Source organism: Paenibacillus oryzisoli (assembly GCF_001653565.1).
Lineage (GTDB): Bacteria > Bacillota > Bacilli > Paenibacillales > NBRC-103111 > Paenibacillus_E > Paenibacillus_E oryzisoli.
In genome coordinates this window covers 15480-38236 of record NZ_LYPB01000044.1, presented here as the reverse complement: position 1 = coordinate 38236, position 22757 = coordinate 15480, and the positions used below count along the sequence as shown (strand labels likewise).

Annotated in this window: 17 protein-coding genes; 15 read left to right on the top strand and 2 right to left on the bottom strand. The window is 46.9% G+C overall.

Annotation, left to right across the window (positions count from 1 at the left end):
- The first annotated feature begins 43 nt into the window (after positions 1–43).
- From A8708_RS03030 to A8708_RS03010, 5 genes are all read left to right on the top strand, one after another.
- Entirely contained in the window at positions 44–1069 is a 1026-nt protein-coding gene (locus A8708_RS03030) for an SGNH/GDSL hydrolase family protein (protein WP_239696512.1), read from the top strand.
- A 38-nt stretch (positions 1070–1107) separates the two neighbouring features.
- Positions 1108–1878: an SDR family NAD(P)-dependent oxidoreductase gene (locus A8708_RS03025; RefSeq protein ID WP_068662041.1), complete on the top strand. Its 771-nt coding sequence runs from the start codon at positions 1108–1110 to the stop codon at positions 1876–1878.
- Between the two features lie 239 nt (positions 1879–2117).
- Positions 2118–3932, top strand: a complete 1815-nt coding sequence (locus A8708_RS03020; RefSeq protein ID WP_239696511.1) for a heparinase II/III domain-containing protein — start codon at positions 2118–2120, stop codon at positions 3930–3932.
- Positions 3933–4039: 107 nt separating this feature from the next.
- Positions 4040–4921 carry a TolB family protein gene (locus A8708_RS03015; RefSeq protein ID WP_068662039.1) on the top strand — a complete coding sequence of 294 codons (882 nt, stop codon included), beginning with the start codon at positions 4040–4042 and terminating at the stop codon, positions 4919–4921.
- Between the two features lie 147 nt (positions 4922–5068).
- A complete protein-coding gene (locus A8708_RS03010; RefSeq protein ID WP_068662038.1) occupies positions 5069–5743 on the top strand; it encodes a PDDEXK family nuclease in 675 nt (224 codons plus the stop codon).
- 381 nt (positions 5744–6124) lie between these two features.
- Here the strand turns inward: A8708_RS03010 and A8708_RS03005 are convergent, their stop codons facing one another.
- Positions 6125–6736, bottom strand: coding sequence for an SGNH/GDSL hydrolase family protein (locus A8708_RS03005; protein ID WP_068662037.1), 612 nt, complete (start codon positions 6734–6736; stop codon positions 6125–6127).
- 17 nt (positions 6737–6753) lie between these two features.
- Positions 6754–8169 carry an FAD-dependent oxidoreductase gene (locus tag A8708_RS03000; protein WP_068662036.1) on the bottom strand — a complete coding sequence of 472 codons (1416 nt, stop codon included), beginning with the start codon at positions 8167–8169 and terminating at the stop codon, positions 6754–6756.
- A gap of 192 nt (positions 8170–8361) precedes the next feature.
- On the opposite strand from A8708_RS03000, the gene A8708_RS02995 reads away from it, so the two are divergent.
- The 10 genes from A8708_RS02995 (at position 8362) to A8708_RS02950 (ending at position 22754) form a co-directional block, all read left to right on the top strand.
- A complete protein-coding gene (locus tag A8708_RS02995) occupies positions 8362–9405 on the top strand; it encodes a LacI family DNA-binding transcriptional regulator (protein ID WP_068662035.1) in 1044 nt (347 codons plus the stop codon).
- A 91-nt stretch (positions 9406–9496) separates the two neighbouring features.
- Positions 9497–11113, top strand: a complete 1617-nt coding sequence (locus tag A8708_RS02990; RefSeq protein WP_068662034.1) for a response regulator — start codon at positions 9497–9499, stop codon at positions 11111–11113.
- 17 nt (positions 11114–11130) lie between these two features.
- Positions 11131–12981 carry a sensor histidine kinase gene (locus A8708_RS02985; RefSeq protein ID WP_068662033.1) on the top strand — a complete coding sequence of 617 codons (1851 nt, stop codon included), beginning with the start codon at positions 11131–11133 and terminating at the stop codon, positions 12979–12981.
- Between the two features lie 65 nt (positions 12982–13046).
- Positions 13047–13916 carry an AraC family transcriptional regulator gene (locus tag A8708_RS02980; RefSeq protein ID WP_068662032.1) on the top strand — a complete coding sequence of 290 codons (870 nt, stop codon included), beginning with the start codon at positions 13047–13049 and terminating at the stop codon, positions 13914–13916.
- A 133-nt stretch (positions 13917–14049) separates the two neighbouring features.
- A complete protein-coding gene (locus A8708_RS02975; protein WP_068662031.1) occupies positions 14050–15327 on the top strand; it encodes an FAD-dependent oxidoreductase in 1278 nt (425 codons plus the stop codon).
- Positions 15328–15486: 159 nt separating this feature from the next.
- A complete protein-coding gene (locus tag A8708_RS02970) occupies positions 15487–16443 on the top strand; it encodes an ABC transporter permease (protein ID WP_068662030.1) in 957 nt (318 codons plus the stop codon).
- Positions 16444–16454: 11 nt separating this feature from the next.
- Entirely contained in the window at positions 16455–17330 is an 876-nt protein-coding gene (locus A8708_RS02965; RefSeq protein ID WP_068662029.1) for a carbohydrate ABC transporter permease, read from the top strand.
- A 76-nt stretch (positions 17331–17406) separates the two neighbouring features.
- Positions 17407–18966, top strand: a complete 1560-nt coding sequence (locus A8708_RS02960) for an extracellular solute-binding protein (RefSeq protein ID WP_068662028.1) — start codon at positions 17407–17409, stop codon at positions 18964–18966.
- A 172-nt stretch (positions 18967–19138) separates the two neighbouring features.
- A complete protein-coding gene (locus A8708_RS02955; RefSeq protein ID WP_068662027.1) occupies positions 19139–21793 on the top strand; it encodes a family 16 glycoside hydrolase in 2655 nt (884 codons plus the stop codon).
- 130 nt (positions 21794–21923) lie between these two features.
- The gene (locus tag A8708_RS02950) at positions 21924–22754 is read left to right on the top strand and encodes an AraC family transcriptional regulator (RefSeq protein WP_068662026.1); all 831 of its coding nucleotides are present in this window, start codon (positions 21924–21926) and stop codon (positions 22752–22754) included.
- The last annotated feature ends 3 nt before the right edge of the window (positions 22755–22757 follow it).

The following is a 22757-nucleotide window of genomic DNA, read 5'->3' as shown; positions in this document are numbered from 1 at the left end:
CAAACATAGAGAGAAAGCGTGGAGAGAAGCGATGCTGGAGAACGTGAAGTTTCATAATACTGCGGAGTTGGAGTCAAGAACGAATCTACCAGGAGTGAGACTGCAGCGGTTTCCGAAGCAGGTTCGTGAATCCCTAACGGAGAAAGGCAGAACCAAAGCTGCCGAGTCCAGCGGGTGTGAAATTCGATTTGTGACAGAGGCCGCGAATATCAGGGTGACGATGGCTGCGCAAGAAAAGGATGGACGTGTGCTCGTCTTCAAGGGAGATTTTTTCCATGCTGCCTATGAGTTAAAGGCTGGCGTCGTCACCACTTTACAATTGGAAGCACCAGAAAGATTCCTGGAAGTACCGGCAGCGTTACTAGATAATGTCGCGTTCTCTTCCAAGGTGTGGCGTATCTATTGCGACCGGTTTACGGCCATCTTTTATGACATAGATGCATATGGGTATGCGATTAGGCCTCCAGAACGTCGGGAGGTACCACAACTAACAATACTCGCTTATGGTTCCTCTATTACACAAGGGGCCGGCGCGTTGAGTCACTATAACGGGTATGTCCAGCAGACGGCACGCCGTCTTGGTATGGATATGTTGAATCTAGGTCTCAGCGGGTCCTGCTGCTGTGAGCCAGAACTGGCAGATCATTTGGTGGAGCGGGAGGACTGGGACTTGGCCTATCTGGAGTTGGGCGTCAATATGAGGGGAACTGTGAGCACGGAGGAATTTCAACATCGCGTAACCTATTTATTGGATGGCATTATCCGTAATCACCCCACTAAACCGATCCTAGCAACAACGATATATCCCAATCGGGCAACATATTTTAACGACAAGGCGCATTCATTTAGCCAGGCAGAAAAGCAATTTAATGAGGTGCTGCAGCGCTACGTGGAGAGTCGCCAACATGCAAATTTGACCCTGTTAGATGGGGAGCGGATTATGATTGATTTTACGTCTTTGACAAGTGATTTAATTCATCCTTCGGATTATGGACATAGTCGGATGGGGGAGCAATTGGCTGGGTTTTTACGACCTTTTGTAGATAAGTTGCGGGCTGCACAAGGTTGATCAACATATAAAAGCACTTAATAGGAGGCAGAAATCATATGTATGAAATTACATTAACGGGAAAAATTGCACTAGTAACAGGTTCGAATGCGGGAATTGGTCGAGCGATTGCTCAAGCTTTGGCTGCGAATGGAGCGAAGGTTGGCGTGAATTGTCTTTCAAACATAGCGCAGGGAGAAGAAACCGTGGCGGCCATTCGCGAGGCTGGCGGAGAAGCCATTCTTGTGCAAGCGGATGTGACGGATTCCGAGCAGATTGATCGGTTAGTGAACGAGGTTGAGGAGGCTTTTGGCGGCTCTATCGATATTCTTGTGAATAATGCAGGCCATTTGGTGCAGCGCGTGCCGAACACAGAGATGACCGAGGAGATGTACGAACGAATCCTGAATGTGAATTTGAAAAGCGCGGTATTTATGTGCAAAAGAGTGCTGCCCGGCATGAAAGCCAAAGGAGCCGGCCGCATTATTAACATGTCATCGGTTGCTGCCTATAACGGCGGTGGGCCTGGTTCTAGCATTTATGCGGCTAGCAAAGCTGCTGTGATGGCCTATTCGAAGGGGCTTGCTAAGGAAGTGGCGGCGAGCGGAATTACTGTAAATAATGTATCGCCTGGTTTCATTGGCAATACGATGTTCCACGCCACCTTTACAAGTGACGCTGCACGTCAAGCTACCATCGGTGGCATTCCACTTGGGCGTGAAGGCACACCAGCGGACGTGGCTGGTGCCGTTCTGTACTTGGCATCAGAGTTAGCTGGCTATCTGACGGGGGAAACGATTGAAGTTAACGGCGGGATGATGATGCGATGAGCGATGCCGTTAGGGTGGGGGAGACGATTCGCGCGAAGGTTCAGCGCTTAGCTTGGGCGAGCGAGGTGGCGAACTCGCTGAAGGAAGAGATGGATGGGCTGCTGGCTAGCGGCAGCCTGATCATTCCACTGGAGCCAGGCGGCTGGTGGCACCAGTATGTCTGTCCGCAGCACCACACAGAGCTGCTGTTCGATCCTTCCGTAGCCGATGCGACGCAATTTCATTGTCCGCACGGCTGTGTGGTGAGGGGCGCCGAGTACCGAGGCGCCTGGTTGGTGTATAAGCATCAGCAGCTCGCGCGGATCGCGCTGGGAGCTGCCGGGGTGTATGCGGCGCTGCGCGACGACGCCTATGCTGCGCTCAGCAAGCGGCTGATCGTGGACTATGCGGCGCAGTTTCCGGTGTATCCTGTGCATCCGGAGGCACAGCCGTGGATGCTGAAAGGACGCGCGTTTCATCAAGCGCTGACGGAATCGATCTGGTCCACGACGCTGATTCGGGCGTATGTGTTGTTGGTGGATGAAGGCGTTGTATTCAGCTCAGATGAGCAGCAGAAGGTAGACGTGTTCCTTCATCTATTGGAAGAGAGTATGCGTGCGTATCGTGGGATACTCATCCACGAGCGGAACAATGCGGAGAACAATTATACCGCATGGTTGAATGCGTCGTTGGCTTGTGTATATGCCGCACGCAGGGAGCGGCATGAGCTTGAGGCATTGGTAGAAGCCGAGGGAGGCTTCTGTCATCATCTCTCGATCGGCGTGAAGCCCGATCAGTTGGAGTTCGAAGGCAGCACGTATTATCATGTTTTCGTGCTGCGGGCGTATTTGATCTTCGCTGAGATGGCGAAGCGATGTGGAAAGGATCTGTACGCGAGCGAGGGATCGCTAGGGCAATCCATGCGCGGCATGATGGAGGCGCTCGCGGAGCTCGCCGATGACCATGGCGTGCTGCCAGCGCTGCACGACGGTCCGATGGAGCGGCTGCCCTATGCCCGCGAAATCGCGGAGGTAGCCGAGCAGGGGCTGAGCCACTATGCCGTGGAGGGCCTCGTGCCGATTCTGCGCGAGGCCTATCGGCAGATGGGCTCGGCCGACGGCTCGCGCAGCGGCCTTGAAGCACTGTTGTATGGCTCTACAACAGCTATCACGAATCCCTCCAACGTCCCTGCGGAACCGCGGGGCTCAAAACTCTGGCCCGCCTCCGGTTTTGTGATCGGCAGGCATGCGAGTAATCCACTGTCTTTTCTTGTGGATTTCGGCGAACACGGGGGCGCCCATGGGCACCTTGATAAGCTGCATCTCACATTGATGCATAAAGATCGAACACTATCGCCAGATTTCGGCGTAGTTCCGTATGGGTCCACGCTGCGCCCGTGGTTTGGTGAGACCACCAGCCATAACACGGTTTCACTCGGTGGTAAATCGCAAGCTGAGCATACGGGGCGTTGTGTGCGTTTTGAACAAACGGAAGCAAGCACCTACGCATGGTTGCAAAGTGATGCAGCCTACGAAGGGGGTCTGTTGAATCGTCATCTTCTTTTAACAAGTGACTGGTTGTTGGATTGGTTCGAGGTCACGCTAACGAATGAGGAAGACCTCTCTATCGAATGGTGGATGCATCCTGTAGTTGCGCCACAATCGAAGCAGCTGACTGAGCGTTCCTTTGCAGATACACTCCAGTACCCGCTTATTTCGATTCATGAGAACTTGGTGGACTTGCCTATCGTGGGTCGCTTTGCCCCGGAGGCATTGCATGTAAGCATGGAGTATCGGCTTAAGGAAGGTTCCGAGATTTCCCAAACCGCAATGGTGTTACCGAATCAGGAGTTGCTAACAGTTCAAACGACAGGCCATTCCATCGATCCTAGCATACCGTTGACGGCGCTACTGCATCGCCAGATGGGGAAACGGGCGAAATTCATTCATCTGTATCATGTTGGAACAGGGGCAATGTTCGAATATGATCCTGCCGAAGATCGATTAGGTATTACGTTTGAGGGTCGTACGACATCCGTTCACATGTCTCCAGAGCAAGGGCTGCTGATGGTTTAGCAGCTCTTTTTTGCTTATGGAAAGGATCATTACGGTATCGTTTTGGTCAAATTTGACACTGCTTTTATGGAGTGAGTATGATGGGACTAAAAAGGTAGGTGAAGCCCATGAATACACTGCAGAAGCCACGTAAGCGGGAAGAACGGTATGTTAGTAGTATGCTTGAAATTGTGGATGTAGCTACTAGTGAGCGTCAGGTATTAGCTGAAGTCGATGATTTGATTGAGGCACCGAACTGGACAAGTGATGGCGAACGTCTCATCTATAATCGGAGAGGCCTGCTTTATGCCTATGAGATTGCTACAGGTGAAAGCAAAGTAATCGATTCTGGCTATGCGGATTGGTGTAACAATGACCATGTGCTGTCCCCGGATAATACGCAGATTGCAGTGAGTCATCACACCGAGGAAGATGGGCAGTCACGTATTTATGTCCTTCCGCTAGCTGGTGGACAACCTGCCCTGATTACACCGATGGCGCCAAGTTATTTGCATGGCTGGTCGCCGGATGGTCGCGAATTATCCTATTGTGCGGAACGAAATGGCGTGTACAATATTTACACAATTCCGGTACAAGGTGGCGTGGAGCGTCAGCTCACAGATGTTCCTGGACTTGACGATGGTCCTGAGTATTCGCCAGATGGTCAACATATCTGGTTTAATTCGACAAGATCCGGCTTGATGCAGGTATGGCGAATGAATGTGGACGGCAGTGAGCAGACACAAATGACAGATGAGCCTAGTAATAATTGGTTTCCTCACGTATCCCCAGATGGGAATACGGTTGCCTATATTGTTTATCGAGAAGGAGATGTCGAACCTAATGCACATCCTCCGAACAAAGATGTTGAAATCCGACTGATGGCAAGTGAGGGAGGTCCCTCTCGGACACTAGTATCACTGTTTGGCGGTCAAGGAACAATCAACGTCAATTCGTGGTCGCCAGATAGTCAGAAATTAGCGTTCGTTAGCTATAAATTGAAGAGTTAGATAAATACAGTGAATTTCGATGATCAGGGCTAGTCATTTGTCAGGAATTCCCTTATAATGTCAATTAAGTGACGAAGAACGTCCCGTTCCATTCTACCAGAGTGGATGCGGGGCGTTTTTCTATTTATTTGGAGAGGGATGAGAATAATGAATGTTGTGGAAGAGCATGAAGTGTTTATTAAGAAGCATTTGGACAATCGTAGTGGGGAGAGGCGCGGTAGATTGGGGAGAGGACACGGGCACGGGGAAGCGCTTTTTGCCAAACAAATTTGGTGGACTTTACGTGGTGACTTCGAGAATCTCCATCCTGAGTATGAGGTGCTTGATTGGCGAGGCCGATCCTACTTTGCGGATTTTGCATGGTTGCCAGGCTTTGTGAAGCTGCTCATTGAAATTAAAGGGTATGCTTCCCATGTTCGCGATCTGGACAGGCAGAAATTCTGCAACGAATTGAATCGCGAAACATTTCTTCATGCGATGGGATATCACGTCATTTCCTTCGCTTATGATGATATTGAGCAGAGACCAGAGTTGTGCATAGCCTTACTGCGAATGGTGATGGCAAGATATCAAGCCAGTTCAACACCTACTCTACGGGCACATCTGGCAGAAAAAGAAGTCCTTCGTCTCGCCGTCCAGCGTGCCGAGCCGATTCGGCCGAAGGATGTGGAGGAGCACTTTGATATTGATCATCGGACGGCGGTCATGATGCTTAAGAAGCTCTGTTCGAAGGGAATGCTCACACCTGCATATAGCGGAAGCGGGCAGCGGATCGTTAAGTATGCATTAGCTGGAAGTGGCTTGCTGACTAACATGGATTAAATGGAAAATATACAGCTAATTCATCGAGAACGCATCGATTTATTCATTTAGATGGAAAATATGTACTAATTTTAGCGGAAACAACCCAAATTGCCGAGATGGCTGAGAATAGATGGAGTTTTTCCATCTATTCTCAATAAACAGTCTAAATTCGCTGAAATAGCTGTAGAAAATCCAGTTATTTGGTAACCTTGCTCCATGTAGCTATACTCTCACCACCCCCGCGCCCTCAGTCCCCACACAAATCAACAATCCCCCGCGCCACAGCCCCCGCACAAATCATCAACCCCAGCCCCCACAAAAAAGCAAAAAACAGCCACCCCAGTCATCTAGTGCCTGAGATTGGCTGTTCCTAATTATTTCTATCTGTTTCCGTATCCATCACAAACCCAATAGAAACGGTACAACCATATCGGCAATCCGTCGATGACCAGCCTCGTTCGGATGCAAGCCATCCGAAGTGAAGTGGGGCAGCGTCAGTTTGTTTAAGCCGCTTTCTGCGTATAGATTAAGCACAGGCAGTCCATACAGCAAGCCAATCTGCCTAATCGCCTCCACATAATCGACGAGACGATGGCCAGCAGCGTTGACATAGAAAATGTCATATTGATCTTTATCCCGCTGCAGCGGCGTCCACAAGCTTAAGCGACATCTCGGATTTTTCGTCAAAATGTCTTCGATCAAGGCAGCATAGGCTCCGTGAAACGTAAACACGTCCTTACTCCCTAACTCCCCGATCGGCTTATCTAGCCGGTAATCATTCACCCCAGCGAAGATGGTGACGCAATCCAAGGAGGAGTCGATGGTCCGACCAACATGCGTCGTCGCACCATAGTCACGATCACCGCCGGCTGTCATGGGACAGCCGCTTTTGCCATAGTTGATCACGCTCGCGAAGCCTAATGCTTCCTGCACGAACGACTGATATCCACCTGCTTCGGTGATACTATCGCCAAGGGTACCCCAGGTTTTTCCCGTCCATTTGTTAAGCAAGTGAGTGCGTCCCCTTTCTATTCATTCTCTGCTTCGTAATGTATAGAACCGACAGCGACTTCACGATCTGCATACGCCAGCCCTGGATTGTCTCCCAGATAGGCACCTTGCTCGATCAGTTTAGCTTGTAACTCAGGGATGGACACTTCACGGAAGCCAACGCCATTAACACTCGCCATTGAAGCAGCAATCCCTGCAGCTTCACCCATCGCAAAGCAGTTCGGCATAACGCGAAGCGAACCTTGCACCGGACGATCAGACGAAACGGAGCGTCCTGCGACGATCAGATTCGATTTGCCTTGCGGAAGCATACAGCGATAAGGCACGCCGTGGGATTTTCCTTTTGGCAAATGTTTAATTGTCATAGAAGATCCGGCATTCGCCAAATGGATATCGATAAAGTAGGAATTACGGGCTATATCATCCTCGAAGGTACGCATCGTGAGGAAATCATCCACAACAAGCGTATAATCGCCTTGAATGCGGCGGGTTTCGCGAATACCGATTTGATCGCCAGAATGAACAAGGAAAATATTCTCAAAGCCAGGCACGTATTTCTTCAAGAATCGGATTTGGGTATCAATTAACTGACGTCCTTCAATCGCGGCACGAGTTAAATCTTCTGCTTTGGTTCCGTCTATGTTGAAGACGTGACCGAAGTTAAAACCAACTACGGAGTTCGATACCCAAGCCATTCCTGAGACGCGTTTGCGACCTTCAGGCAGTTCCCCATTCTGCTGGGCTAGGGTGACGAGTTCTTCAAGTTGCGGATGCTGACCCGTTTCTGCGAGGAATTGAGTGAAACGATCTTTATCTGCGCCAGTCACGACGTAGCACATCGTACCAGGTTGAAGATCGCCATTTTCACCGCCGACTTGAAAAGGAACCCCAGCCAATGCCGCAAGATCCGCATCTCCAGAAGCATCAATGTAAAGCTTCGCTTGCACGACAGAACGGCCTGATTTATTGCTAATGACAAGACCGCTGATGCGATCTCCATCGAGCAGCACTTGATCAGCAACGGTATGGAAGAGCACTTGTGCACCGCTGGCCAGCACTTCGGCATCATAAACGCGTTTGAGCGTTTCTACATCGATTGGAACCCAGTCCAGCAAGTTCTCATACCGGTTAAGAAAGTCTTCTCCGGCCGCGCGTTTCATCTTTTCTAGTAAGTCGAGGCCGATCCCTCGAATAACAGGCTTTTCTCCATCGGTATATGGGCAGAATGCAGGAACAAGTGCAGCAGTTCCCATGCCGCCCAGATAGCCGCGTTGCTCTATTAAGAGGGTACTGGCACCATTTCGCGCAGCCGCAATGGCAGCGGCAATACCTGTGGCACCACCGCCAACAACGACGACATCGGGGGTGTGACTGACAGTTAGCTTTTGAGCGGGTATAGTTACGGATAAATTGGTAGTAGATGAGTGAGTCATTCGAATTTTCCTCCTAATGGGTGGACATAGGCGAGTCTAAGCACGGCAATATTTTTCGCATTCACGTAGTCAGAAAGCCTTTGTTTTCATTATAGATTGCTGTAACGAAGGAACTAGTTTAATTTTTGTTTCATCTAAAAAGTAAGCGTGATATAGTGTGCGTAAGCAACATGATGGAGGTGCAATACATCCGTGCCAACGCGCAAAGCAGTTACGATGAAAACAATCGCCATGGAGCTTGGCTTAACGGTACAAACCGTCAATAAAGCGCTGAAGGGCAAGCAGGGCATGTCAGAAGCGACCCGCCAACTCATTGTTCACACAGCCGAGAAGCTTGGCTATTACACGATGGACCAGATTCGCTCTTTAAGGCTGGATCATATTGCGCCTTACCCGACTGAGCGCCTGCGGTTTCTGCTTGTACAGACAGCGGAATCGGTATCGTATAACCGCTTATTGCTGGAAGGGTTGCAAGATCGCTTCTTCTCCTTCGGTCATCGCATCGAGCTGCTCATGCTACCGCAGCGTGTGAAACAAGACAAGATGGCCGTTTGGCTGGAGGAGGCAGGAATCCTATACGCAGACGGTATATTCATTGCGCCGAGCATTCTCCCTCAGGCGTGGGAAGCCGCGCTGTTCGATCTTCCTATTCCTCGGATTCTACTAAGTTTTCCACCATCTGGTGTCAAAATTGACAGTGTGATCTGGGATGTCTATGAAGCGACTTGCCAGGCTGTAGCTTATCTGCGAAGTGGGGGTCATGAGCGCATTATGTATGTTGGTGACATTCAAATGCAGCGAGGATCTATTCTGCGTTGGCAAGCATTCAACTATGCGATGCAAGCTTCTGGCCACACGATTGCACCGTCTGAGCAATGCATCGGCGCCCGTGACACCGACTTGCAGTGGGTCAAGCATCTCTCAACCCAAATTCAACAACACCAGCCAACTGCCATTATTTGCGGCATCGATCATGAGGTGACTGTCGTTTATGACACCTGCAAGGCCTTACAGCTACGAATCCCAGAAGATATTTCCTTAGTCGGTTTCCTCAATGAACAAACGGATGTATTACCGGAATTTACACGGCCGCTTCTCCCTATCTCGCAAACGGGATACCGTGCAGCGGATCGAATGCTGTGGCGGATTGCCAATCCGACATTGCCTTTTGAACATATTCGCATTCAAGGAGAATTCCATATCGGTCGTACAACAGCCTTCCGAACCTCACCATAAGATCGCACCAGAAATCATAAGATCCTCCTATGTCTCCTGGCTTTGTCCAAGTTATAATGGAGTGAACAGCTACTAGGGGGGCCGACACGAGATGTATAAACTTGTGATTGTGGATGATGAACCGACAGTTCGATACGGGTTAAGTAACTATTTTGACTGGAAAGCTTATGGGATTGAAGTTGTAGGTGAAGCTGATGATGGTGATGTTGCCCTTGAGGTGATTGAGCGTGAGAAGCCAGATCTCATCCTAACCGATGTGCGTATGCCCAATATGGATGGGATTCAGATGTCCAACCAATTAAGTGAACGGTTCCCTCATATCAAAATCGTGTTCGTCAGCGGTCACGATGATGCTGAATATTTGAAATCTGCGCTGAAGGTTAAAGCGGTTGACTATATGTTTAAGCCTGTCAATTTAAGCGAGCTGGAGATTGTTATTGAACGGTTAGTAAGCACGCTCAATACTGAGCAGCAAGAGCGCAAGTTCATCGAAGATATGCAGGGAAAGCTCATCCAGAGCATGCCCTTGCTGCAAGAGAAATTTCTTATGTCGCTCATTCGGGAAGGTGTTATTTACCCATCACGTGTGCAGGATCGTATTGATTTCCTTCATTTGAATTTGCCAATGGAAGGAGCCTATTGGGTGATCGCCATTCGTATTGATGATGCTAGGGAGGTTGCGCAAACTCGATCAGAGAGAGACCAACAGCTGCTGTCCTATTCGGTTCTGAATATTGTGCAAGAGCTGATTGAGCGAGATATAGATGGCTATGTTTTTGAAAATCAGATTGGCGAATTCGTAGGCATTCTTCGCATGCCTCAGGGGGAAGATCAGGAGAACTTGCTGTTCTCCCTGGCAGAGGAAGTTCGCGAAAGCCTTCATAATTATTTGAAAATCAGTGTAACCATCGGGGTAGGTGAACGGATTTCCAAACTTGCCAGCTTGCCGCAATCCTATTTACAAGCAAGGGAAGCGGCCGATCAACGATGGTTTTTAGGCAAAAATCAGATCATTTCGATGGATAATTTGGAACAAGCCGAGGAGAGTGTATATCGGTTTGATGCTTCACAGCAAGAGCGTATCGTCTCCTCCTTGAAGTCGGCAGATTCCATGAAAGTGCAGGAGGAACTGGCCGAGATGTACAATGCGCTGTCGCGTAATCGAGCAGATGGCATGGCGTATGGGCGCAACATCAGTCTCCAACTGCTGCTTCTAGCCAGCCGAGTCTTGTTGGAACTGCACGTACAGAAGCAAGATCTCGAAAGTAAAGAAAACGAGCTGCTGTCCAAAGTGTTTCAGCAAGAAACATTAGGTGCCTTACGCAGCCTTGTAGAAGCTCATTTGCTTCATGTATGTGAACGTATTGGCGAGAAACGGAATGGCAAATCCAATAATGCGATCGAACGAACGCGGGCGATTATTGATAAACGGTATGCGGAGAATTTGCAAGTAGGCGATATCGCGTCAGAAGTATTCTTGTCTACGACGTATTTATGTTTGCTTTTTAAACAAGAGACTGGGGAAACGATTAACGAATATATGACCAAGGTTCGCGTGGAGCGGGCGAAAGCGCTATTGAAAGATCCCGCTAATAAGTTTTATGAAGTGTGTTATGCGGTGGGGTATTCGGATCCTAGTTATTTTAGCAAAATATTCAAGAAGTATACGGGGTATACACCGAGTTCCTACCGCGAGCAAGTCATGTAAAGAGAGTAGGTTCCATCATGCATGTGAAGAACAGAGGCTGGGCATTTATTGCGATGATTTTCAAAAGCGTTCTAGCCGCGAGGCTGTGGTTGATCGCCTATGTGGTGTTAATCATAATACCAGCTTCCATTTTTCTGTACGCGTATTCACAACGATACTCGCACATTCTGGAAGAAGAAGTAACCCGCTCGATGCTTCAAACGTTGAAACAGGCTGAAATTAATTTGGATCACCAATTCGATAACTTGCGGGATACGTCGAATACGTTATTTTTAAATCCTAAGCTGATGCAGTATTTAAGTAATTCGACACCCTACAATGAACAAATTGATGCCATGAAGGAACTGCGCTATTTAATTGATAATGGTCAGACAAGTACGAATGTGTTCCGCGTGCGTCTATATGTAGATGAAAATAAGCTGTTCTCCCATGAACGAGTAAACTTCTTCCCGATGGATGAACTCAAGGCGCGTCCTTGGTATGAAGCTATCGTGAAAGCAGGTGGCCACCTCGTCTGGACAGGCGTGTATAATGAGAAATTTATTGATCGAGATGATGCTTATATTTACTCGGGTATTCGTCTGCTGCGCGATCCAGACCATTATGGAGATTTATCTGGCTTCTTATCTATTGATGTAGATGCGAAGACGCTTGATAATATGGTCTCCAGTATCGTCTTGAATAAAGATCAACGCGTGTTCATGATAGCTCCTGATGGAACAATTATTTACCATAGCGATAAGTCGTTACTGGGACAAAAGCTTGAATCTGATGCTGTTCTACAGGCGGTTGCGAGCAAAAATGAAGGTGTATCTCCCATTATGGAGGACGGTAATCAACAGTATGTTGTGTTTACAACGGTGGACGCCACAGGTTGGAAGCTAGTTGCCGAAGTTCCCAAGAAAGGCATTAACTCACGCGCTGCTTCGTTAAATCAATTCTCGAGTGTGGCTACATTAACTGGGGTGACCGTGTTATTCCTGATCCTTGTGTTCATCCTTCTAGCCTTTATTGTTCGTGGGATGAATCGCCGCGTTCAAACAGTAATCAGGGCCATCAAACGAGAAGGTATGCCGGGCCTCGAAGAGAGGTCTATCACATCCGATGGGGATTTTAATCTTCTAGAAAAAAGTGTTGACCATCTCATCCATCGTGTGAAAGATTTAATGGAGGAAACCTATAAATCGAAGGTTCAAGAACGTGAGGCTCAGTTACGCGCTCTGCAAGCGCAGATTAATCCCCACTTCCTCTACAATACGTTAGATACAATTAATTGGATTGCCATTGGGCATAAGGCACACGATATTAGTCAAATGATTGATGGGCTTGCTCGTTATTTCAGGCTTAGTTTGAACAAAGGGAGAGATGTCGTAACGGTTACGGATGAGCTGGAGCTGGCGAAAGTATACCTAGAAATTCAGCAGTCACGTTTTCCCAAAAGCTTCGAATTCGTGTTCGAGCTGGCGGGAAATGATGAATCGGACGAAGCCAAGAAAGTAGGGCCGACAATAGAATCATGTCTGATTCCCAAGCTTACTTTGCAGCCTATAGTAGAGAATGCGCTTCTTCACGGCATACGTAAATCAAAAGGGAAAACAGGCAAAATCACAATTCGCGCTTCCATAGAGGGGGAGGATCTGCTTCTATCCGTATCCGATGATGGGATTGGAATGGATCCTGATTTTGCCCAAACCCTGCTTACAGAACCTAGGCCCGCCATGCGAACGGATGGTTCTGGCAGTTCTTACGGCCTGTACAATGTCAATGAACGAATTCGTTTGTTCTCGGGGGAAGCCTATGGGCTAAGTATCGTATCACAGCTTGGAGAAGGGACGACAATTACAGCAAGATTTCAAGTACAGCGGTAAATCATAGAATCACGGAACTAACATCACCGAAATCATTATGCCTATCATCGAAAGGAAGGGTATGCTTGGTTACTGAGTCCATTCTGAACCAAGAATTAAGACCGCATATTAGATATACAGATCTATTGTATTTCAAACAGTGGCAAACGCATGCAAGAATGATAACGGATTATTTGCTGATCTATATGCAAGAGGGGACAGCCCAGCTAACCATCGATACGAACACGTATCTATTGAAGCCTGGGCAGTTCAGTCTGATCCAACCGGGAGTCGTTCATCAGCTCGAATCGGAGTCGCCAGTGACGGTCATGGCGCTCCACTTCGAGCTATTTCCATCAGAAGGCAAGGAGCGCCCTCCGATGATTATGCCGACGGATCGTGGTACGCATCCGGAATTGGACCTTTTGCAGCGAGATTTAACCACTTTTGCAGATATTGCTGTGCCCGTTGTATTTGAGTCCTCTAGGCATGAGTGGATGGTGGATGTCTTCCTGCAAGTTATTGAAAGTTGGAACCGACAACATGCACTTGCTAAACTTCAGGCCCATGTATTCGCAGCAGAGATCATTCTGCAAGTATTAAACGAATATACATCTCAAGACAGCCCTGAACACAAAGGCGCAATCTCCTTAAATTGGGTGCCAGCTTATATGCAGTATCGACTGTCCGAAGCGCTTTCTGTCGAGGAAATGGCTCGTAAAGCGTTTATGTCTCGTTCGTATTTCTCGATGATATTCCGAAACCAATTTGGCATGGGACCCCATCAGTATTTGCTTAAACTAAGGCTTGATTATGCGACAGAACTGTTGCGAGGTACCTCGATGCCGCTTCATAACATCGCCGACAGCTGTGGCTTCTCGAGCGTTCACCATTTTTCAAAAATGTATAAACTTCGATTCGGATGCCCGCCAAGCCATATAAGATCTAAGCAATGAAAAGACGTTTTGATACATATTTCAAGATTTTTGACAAAGCCAACGCAGTGATTTCGCTTTATAATGTTGCCATACACCAAGGGTTTGATGAGAAGAAATCGGCAATTCATTATAGAGTGAAAGAAGGCTGACAATGAGCAACCAACCAACTCATGCTTATGATTTTCAGAGAAGGATTGAAACATATGATTCGGCGGATGTCGTTGTCATTGGCGGTGGACCTGCTGGAACAGCAGCAGCAATAAGCGCGGCTAGACGAGGGAAGAAAGTTACTTTGTTAGAAAAGTCAGGTCAACTAGGCGGCATGGGGACGCTCGGGAACGTCAGTATTTTTATGCCGATTGGTAACGTCACTGGTATTTACAGAGAGATGATTGCGGAAGCATTAGCCGATCATTTGCCGAAGGAGCATGACGTATCCATCGCTCCACAATATTCACCTTTCTTACTAAGACAGTATTTAAATGAGAAAATGAAGAAGGAAGGGGTAAAGGTCATCTTTCATGCCGAGTTTATCGGTACTGTGAAAGAAGATAGAACCGTGAAGGCTGTCATCATAGCGACGCGAGAGGGATTGAAAGCTTTCGAAGGCAAGCAGTTCATCGACTGTACGGGAGACGCTAGAGTTGCGTTAGAAGCAGGCGTGCCGTATACGTCGGGAAGAGAAGAAGACGGCATGACCCAACCTATGACACTGATGTTTATGATGCAAAATACGGGCAAGCCCGTCCAGCAAATTTTGCCTGAAGGATGCTACCATTACGAAGAAATATCAGACTTACCTCAAGGTCGCAGGTTATATTGGGAGCGGAACAATGACGGCACATTGCTTGTAAATATGACGCGTGTCAAAGGCAATGGCGCGATAATCGAAGATGTTAATTATGCAGAGACTGAAGCGTTGAGACAGGTGTTTTCCGTCGTCAATTACTTGCAGCGCAACGGATTTGAAACTTACGTGCTTTCTCATATCGCGAATCAAGTCGGTGTCCGAGAGACTAACCAAATTCAGGGTCTCTACACCTTAACGGAGCAAGACGTTGTGCGCGGAACACGTTTTGGGGATGTGGTTGCACAAACCAACTACGAAATCGATATCCATAGTCCTGATGGTCAAAAAACAACAGATGAGCGGAAGGTCGATGGCTATGACATTCCTTACCGGTGCATGATGACAGCGCAACTGGATAACTTGCTGGTCGCGGGTCGATCCATATCAGCTACGCATGTAGCCATGTCTTCCATGCGGGTGCAGGCAACATGTTTCGCGCTAGGGCAAGCCGCAGGAATCGCGGCATCCATCGCTGCGGACGACAGTTGCTCTGTCCAGGACGTTTCGATTGAAACGCTTCATAGCGGACTGAGCAGTCAGAATGTTGTCTTTTATAAGCAAGAGCTATTGTCACATTAAAAAGAAGTAAATCCTAGAGCATTTCTCGCTTGGTGAGAAATGCTCTTTGTTTTGTCCGAAACACCATAAAATAGTACCAGAAACACAAAGATCACCATCTACAGATGATTATCTAGAGTCCCTATAATACAAATATAACAACTTGGAGGTGAACGCGAGATGAGTGTTACAACAACAGAATTGAAACAAGGTGTCGGAACGGCGAAGGTTAGCAAGAACAGGTGGAAGCTGTTTATAACAAACCTAGATCTCTATGTTTTGCTTATTCCGGGACTATTATTTTTACTGCTATTCAAATATACGCCCATGTATGGGATTATCATTGCGTTCATGGATTTTAACATTTTCGACGGGTTTACCGGAAGTAAATGGGTGGGATTGGCGCAATTCGAGAAATTAATCCATTCCGAAGAATTCATGCAAGTATTTGTCAACACGCTCTTAATTAGTTTGTACAAGCTTGTGCTGCTCTTCCCAGTTCCGATTATCATCGCGCTGTTGCTGAATGAAGTTCGTAAGAGCTGGTTCAAGCGTACAATTCAAACGATTATTTTTCTGCCGCATTTCTTATCATGGGTTATTATTTCTGGATTATTCATTACGATACTTTCCCCCAGCGGTGGGTTGATCAACAATGTGATTCAATTTTTCGGTGGTACCTCGATATCGTTCTTCCTAGATAATCACTACTTCCGAAGCGTACTGGTGTTTACCGCAGGTTGGAAAGAATCCGGTTGGAACGCAATTATCTTTATAGCGGCGATTGCAGGCATTGAGCAAGAACAATACGAAGCAGCATCCATTGATGGAGCTGGGCGAATTCGCCAGATGATGCACATTACCCTACCGGGTATCGTGCCAACGATTATCCTAATTCTAGTCTTGCGTCTGGGCTACTTACTCGAAGCAGGTACGGAACAAATTTTGACCATGTATAATTCCGTTGTTTATCAAACCGGTGATGTCATTGGAACTTATGTGTATCGAATAGGTTTAGGACAACAAGATTATAGCTTTAGTACAGCAGTAGGTTTGTTCAATTCCGTAATTGGATTCCTCTTGATCGTGTTGGGTAATGAGCTCAGCAAAAAAGTGGTCAAGCGAAGCATTTGGTAGGAGGTGCAGCTATGAAAAAGAAAACAATCGGCGATTGGTCCCTAGATATCTGCGTATATGTTGCACTGTTATTGTCTAGTGTGCTTACGCTATTGCCAATGCTCAACGTATTATCCAAAGCATTGAGTGATGAAACAGCAGTCATCTCGGGTAAGGTTGGCATTCTGCCTGTGGGTTTTCAACTAGAAACGATGAAATACGTCGTATCTTCAAGCCAGTTTTTACAATCGATCTCGGTATCCCTGATTGTCATGGTTGTCGGGACAGTGCTTGCCATTATGTTGACAGCTCTGACAGCGTATCCCTTATCGAAGAAACATCTGCCAGGCATTCCACTTGTGTTGCTCTTGTTCATTTTTACAATGTTGTTTAATGGCGGCATCATTCCGAATTACTTACTAATGAAAGAACTCCATCTCATCAACAGTTTGTGGTCCATCATGCTGCCTGCTCTGATCAGCGTGTTTAATCTATTGGTGATTAAGAGCTATTATGAATCTTTACCTGAAGCGTTAGAGGAGTCAGCCAAAATGGATGGCGCTCGCAATTTCACCATTCTATTCCGTATCATTCTTCCGCTCAGTACACCGGTAATTGCTACAATTGCGCTATTCTATGCGGTGTATTTCTGGAATGACTACTTTCATCCTATGTTGTATATTTCCAAAGCAAGTTTGAAACCATTGCAATTATACCTAAGGGATATTGTCATGGATGCAGACAGCTCGACTGCCTTGAATAGCAGTGTGGACGATATGATGAAGATTTCACCTGAAGGCATACGATCGGCGACGGTTATTGCTTCTATTATTCCAATGCTGCTCGTTTACCCGTTTCTCCAAAAGCATTTCGTCAAAGGTGTTCTGATTGGTTCAGTGAAAGGCTAGTATTTGCGTTAATGCCTAAGATGATTCATCGCCGGCTTAATGATATGATTACACAATGAACTAGGGAGGTTTTTGTATGTTGATAAAAAACAAAAAGCTGATGCTCGTTTCGCTTACAGCTTGCTTGTCTGCTTCATCGCTCGTTGCTTGTTCCTCAGGTGGGACTAGCTCAAGCAGCACCACTTCACCAACATCAGCAGCAGCATCATCAGCAGTACCAACGGCAGCGGCAGTAAAACCACAACTAAAGGCTCTGCAAATTTGGCAAAAAGATGATTACAACACGTACCCTGTTGCCACCTATTTGGAAAAAGCTACGGGTTATAAAGTCCAGTATGACATGCTTCCACAGGATAAACCCCAAGATAAACTGAGTATCCTGATTGCTTCAGGAGAACCGTACGATGTGGTGACGACAGCAGGAACGACAGATTTTAAAGCGATTTATTCCGATTATGCGAAAAAAGGGGCATTAGTTGATCTTGGACCGCTCATTGATAAATACGGACCGAATATTAAAGCGGTGATTGATCCTGAAGCTTTAGAGGCAGCCAAGGTAGATGGCAAACTGTATGCGATTCCAACGAAAAGCACACGGACCGTGAACACAGACCTGTACATTCGCCAGGATTGGCTGGATAAAGTCGGACTGAAAATGCCGACAACACTGGATGAATTTGTAGTCGTTTTGAAAGCGTTTAAAGAGAAAGATCCAGGCGGGAATGGCGATACGAATATTCCTTTAACCGTCGGTGGTGATTCATCCTTTATTGCCAATATTGTTGGCGCTTTCGGTATGCCGAATTTCTGGAATGATGTGAATGGGAAATTAACACCACGTGTGTTGGACCCGGCCTTCAAGGATTATGCAACCTTTGTAGCTGATTTATTTAAACAAGGTTTAATTGATAAAGAATTTGCCGCCAATAAGGCAGCGACGACGAAAGAGAAATTCACAAGCGGTAAAGCGGGCATCCTGATGATGAACTGGTCCGATGTCCCTACGATTGCTGATGCTTTAACGAAGAATATCCCAACTGCGAAAGCAACGTTTATCCCTGCTATGAAAGGCAAAGATGGTAAAGCAGGTCTATCTGCTTCGAAAGGCTTTGACCGTATTACCTTTATCCCCAAAGCATCCAAGCATCCGGAAGATGCCATTAAATGGATGAATGCGAAGCTGGAGAAAGATACGTTCAGAACGATGGCAATTGGCGAAGAGAATAAACATTACACGCTCAAAGATGGTGCCTATACACCAATCCAACCGATCTTTACCGATGAGCGCAATCAAGCGAATAACTTCTTGACGGGAACAGATGATACCAATTACCCGATTTACTGGCAGGCACGTGTACGTAAGGATATGCGTCTGTACGATGGCTGGAATCTACTGAATGGATTAGCGCCTGATGCAACCAGAGTAACAGACCTTCTAGGTTATGCGCCGTATATGACAGAGTTCTCCAAGAACTTCCTGAATTTAAATACGCAGTCTAACGATTACACAACCAAGTTGATCTTTGGTGCTGAACCGTTAACAGGGCTTGATGCCTTTATTGCCAAATTCAAATCCTCTGGCGGAGATGCTAGCTACAAAGAAGTTAATGAGTGGTATGCAACTGTGAAAAAGTAAGTCACCATCATGATATGACAATAAGAGGAGAACTTGCTTGCAACGACTGGCGTAGGTTCTCCTCTTATCTGTGTTTTCCTGCAAAGCAAAGTGAAAGGGGGAGAATGCCGCAAAATAAATTTATTTGTTATTGCGATAAATGTTAACGCTTTCATACTAAGGAGGTAGTTCAATGTTTACAATGTCAAGAAAATTTGCCGGCTTGTTGGTAGTGCTCGCCATCATAATCATAGGTTTGTTACCCCGAACGGCTGGAGCAGCACCGGCTACGATTCAAAATTACCCAATGCCATCTATCTATACCGCATCCAGCGTATTTTCATTGAAAGCGGATAGCCAATCCGTTCCTGTAATTAGCTATAAGCCTGACTATGACTACGCGCAATTTTCCTTTAACGGCACGGTTAGTATCGAGGTTACCTATAATGTGCCGATTACCTCTTATTCCATCAGTCCATTGGCCAAGAACATCCAGGGGACAGTCAATGGGAATAAACTAACGTTTACCCTTTCCTCTTCAACCTATGTGATCGTAACGATCAATGACCAGACGAAGAAGATTGTTATCGCAGCCGATCCCTTGGAGACGAATATTCCGCCGTCAACAGGTTCCGGGATATATAACGTAACCAATGCGCCGTACAATGCAGATAATACGGGCACTTCACTGGCATCGAACGCGATTCAGCAGGCGATTGATGCGGCGTATCAAGATGGTGGCGGCATTGTATATGTTCCTGCCGGGGTCTATAAGAGTGGGAACCTGACTCTGAAAAGCAATGTGACCTTTTATCTGGCCGGAGGCGCTGTCATTCTCGGAACCGGCATGGGCGAAGATTATGTCATTGATTTTCGGAAGGATTCACGAAATGCGGATGGTACGTATTTTATTCGTACAGCCGTAAACTCCAGTAATATCACCATACGGGGACGGGGAACCATTGATGGCAAAGGCATAGCGATGCGCGAACGTAAAATGCCAGCACCGAACAAAAATGAGGGACTCTTAAATAACTTGATAGTCCCGCTCGCAACCACGAATTTCAAGTTTGATGGTCTTATCTTGCGGGATGCTGGTTTCTGGTCGTTCATGGTTGTTCGTTCCGACAATGTTACCATCCATAATCTTAAGGGATTCCAAGACCTATACAAAATCGAGAATGATGTTATCGATATCAACGAGAGTCAGAATGTGCTTGTTAAACATTCGATTGCCATATCGGACGACGACACGTATTCCACGAAAACCTGGTTGCAGACGGGTATGTCTAGTGGATGGCCTGGCGCACTTGAACATTTGGAAAATGTCGTTTTTGATGATGCGTTTGCATGGACCAGATGTGCAGCTTTCAAAATTGGTCAAGGGGTAGCCCAGGCGCAGATCGGGGTGACCGTCCGCAATTCGTATGTGTATCAAAGCGCAAGGGCATTGCTGATTGATCATGGCTACACACTTAATACACTGCCAGAAGAAGGTTACGCGCAAAATATTACGTTTGAAAATATCGATATCGAACGAGTAGGGATCAATCAATTCGGGAATCATTGGCTTACAGTTAGTACTAGTACTTCCGGCAATGTAAGCAATGTTGTGTTAAAGAACATTAATCTTCGCGAGGTGGGATCTGAGCAATCCAGACTTTCCGGGAATGTTACCAAAGGCGGAATGGTAAATGGTGTCATGTTCTCCGATGTTTATGTGAAAGGCAAGCTCGCAACTAATCTGACTGACTTGAAGGTTAGCGTAATAAATGCCAATGTAAGTGGCATCCTCTTTGCTAATACCAAGCCGTTGTTCAGCGACAATTTTGAAGACGGAGATATGGCAGGGTGGACATCCGTTACAGGCAGCTGGACCGTACCAACAGACGACACGAGTAAAGTACTGTCTAGCGGCAGTCAGACATCAACATCTCTGATTACTGCCAATGCAGGAAGTTCATGGACCGATTATGCGTATGAGGCCAGAGTGGAAATGGGGATTACCAATGCCAATGCAGGCGTTGTCTTCAGGGTCCAGGATGCCAATAATTATTATATGTATCGCATCAATGCATCCAATCAGAAGTTGGAGTTGTATAAATCCATCAATGGAGTAATGACGCTCGTAACGAGTACCCCCTTCGCAGCTATAGAGAAGCAGTCGTATACCGTTAAGGCGGTTATAGAGGGGAACAAGATCTCTTGTTATGTGGATGGAGAGTTAAAAATGACGTGGACCAATCCCGTAACGGAATTGACTACAGGAGGGATCGGATTCCGCACCACCTCGATGGGTGTCCATTTTGATGATGCGATGGTTTACCCTATTGTTCCCTTGAATGATAATTTCGAGGATGGAAATATGACCGGTTGGACGTCATCTTCAGGATCATGGAGTGTGGTAACAGCAGATACGAAAACCCTGCTACAGAGTGCTTCGGCCACTGCACTTATAACAGCCGGTGATTCATGGACAGACTATACGTATGAGGGCAAAGTGAAAATGCCGATCACCAATGCCAATGCAGGCATCGTCTTCAGGGTGCAGAATGCAGATAATTATTATATGTATCGCATCAATGCAGCGAATCAAAAGCTGGAGTTGCATAAAGCTGTAAATGGACAGCTGACCTTAGTATCCAGCACTTCTTTCGCATCTCAAGCGAACCAGTGGTATACGATCAAGGCTTCCATCCAAGATAATACGATAAAAGGTTATGTAGATGGCGCATTGAAGACGGAATGGACCAATCCTGTAACGGAATTAACAACAGGAAGAATCGGATTCAGAACCACCTCAGTAAATGTATCGTTTGATGATGCTTTAGTTGTATTTTCCAACTAGTATCGGTCTAAGGTCACAAAGGAGCTGCCCCTTAAGCCATGTAACGGCTGCAAGGGACAGCTCCTTGTACTGTCTTATAGACAACTATATAATCGGAGAAGAATCGTTATTGCCAGGAGGAACCTTATTTATGACGAAGTCAGATTTACACCGATCCGGCGTCATTTATGCGAATTATTCCACACACACGAAGCCTCACTCCGTTAAGTATGGAGATGGACTGACCTTCTATCTATTTCGGTTGCAGGTTGAAGGAACATGTCGCGCGCTAGTGGATGGGAAATATGAGACTATTATTCCCGGAGACCTGCTCATTTATCCGCCGGATCAGCCATACGAACTCAACGTGCAGCCCCGAAGCGCACCGGAATCGGGTGCGGTCCAACCCGTTGGAGACTATTTCCTAGCTGGCAACGGGGAATGGCTAGACGCATGGTGGACTAACAAAGGCTTGCCAACCAAAACCAATATCGGTTTCGACGATACAGTCATTACCTTATGGAAGCATATAATTAGCGAAAAGAAAAAAGTCATGCAGAACCATGAAGAGATAATGGACTATCTATTAAGGGCACTATGTTTGACACTGGAGCAAGTGATTCAGATCAAGCAGCGCACGAAGGGAGCGGACACCGCGTACAAGATTAAGTTATTCATAGAAAATCATGCCCATGAGTCACTCAGTTTGGATACGATATCAGCCTCCGTCGGATTAAGCGTCTCTCGCTGCTCATATCTGTTCAAAGCTGCTTTTGGCCAATCCCTGTTCGCCTATTGTATTGATGTTAGGTTAAAGCTTGCACAGCAGCAGGTGCTGTATAGCAATCTGTCATTGGAGCAGGTTTCCGAGAAGACTGGCTTCCAGAACTACCCCCATTTCAGCCGGGTGTTCCGCGAACGCTTTGGCCATCCCCCAGGAGAATATCGGCGTAAATTTGGATTCCAGTTTAATCATGAGTAGTGA

Bases quoted from the DNA above. Each gene is read 5' to 3' on its own strand.
- A8708_RS02960 (WP_068662028.1), top strand. From the start codon at position 17,407: ATGTTGATAAAAAACAAAAAGCTGATGCTCGTTTCGCTTACAGCTTGC.
- A8708_RS03010 (WP_068662038.1), top strand. From the start codon at position 5,069: ATGAATGTTGTGGAAGAGCATGAAGTGTTTATTAAGAAGCATTTGGAC.
- A8708_RS02965 (WP_068662029.1), top strand. From the start codon at position 16,455: ATGAAAAAGAAAACAATCGGCGATTGGTCCCTAGATATCTGCGTATAT.
- A8708_RS03000 (WP_068662036.1), bottom strand. From the start codon at position 8,169: ATGACTCACTCATCTACTACCAATTTATCCGTAACTATACCCGCTCAA.
- A8708_RS02990 (WP_068662034.1), top strand. From the start codon at position 9,497: ATGTATAAACTTGTGATTGTGGATGATGAACCGACAGTTCGATACGGG.
- A8708_RS02950 (WP_068662026.1), top strand. From the start codon at position 21,924: ATGACGAAGTCAGATTTACACCGATCCGGCGTCATTTATGCGAATTAT.
- A8708_RS02955 (WP_068662027.1), top strand. From the start codon at position 19,139: ATGTTTACAATGTCAAGAAAATTTGCCGGCTTGTTGGTAGTGCTCGCC.
- A8708_RS03015 (WP_068662039.1), top strand. From the start codon at position 4,040: ATGAATACACTGCAGAAGCCACGTAAGCGGGAAGAACGGTATGTTAGT.
- A8708_RS03025 (WP_068662041.1), top strand. From the start codon at position 1,108: ATGTATGAAATTACATTAACGGGAAAAATTGCACTAGTAACAGGTTCG.
- A8708_RS02975 (WP_068662031.1), top strand. From the start codon at position 14,050: ATGAGCAACCAACCAACTCATGCTTATGATTTTCAGAGAAGGATTGAA.
- A8708_RS02985 (WP_068662033.1), top strand. From the start codon at position 11,131: ATGCATGTGAAGAACAGAGGCTGGGCATTTATTGCGATGATTTTCAAA.
- A8708_RS02970 (WP_068662030.1), top strand. From the start codon at position 15,487: ATGAGTGTTACAACAACAGAATTGAAACAAGGTGTCGGAACGGCGAAG.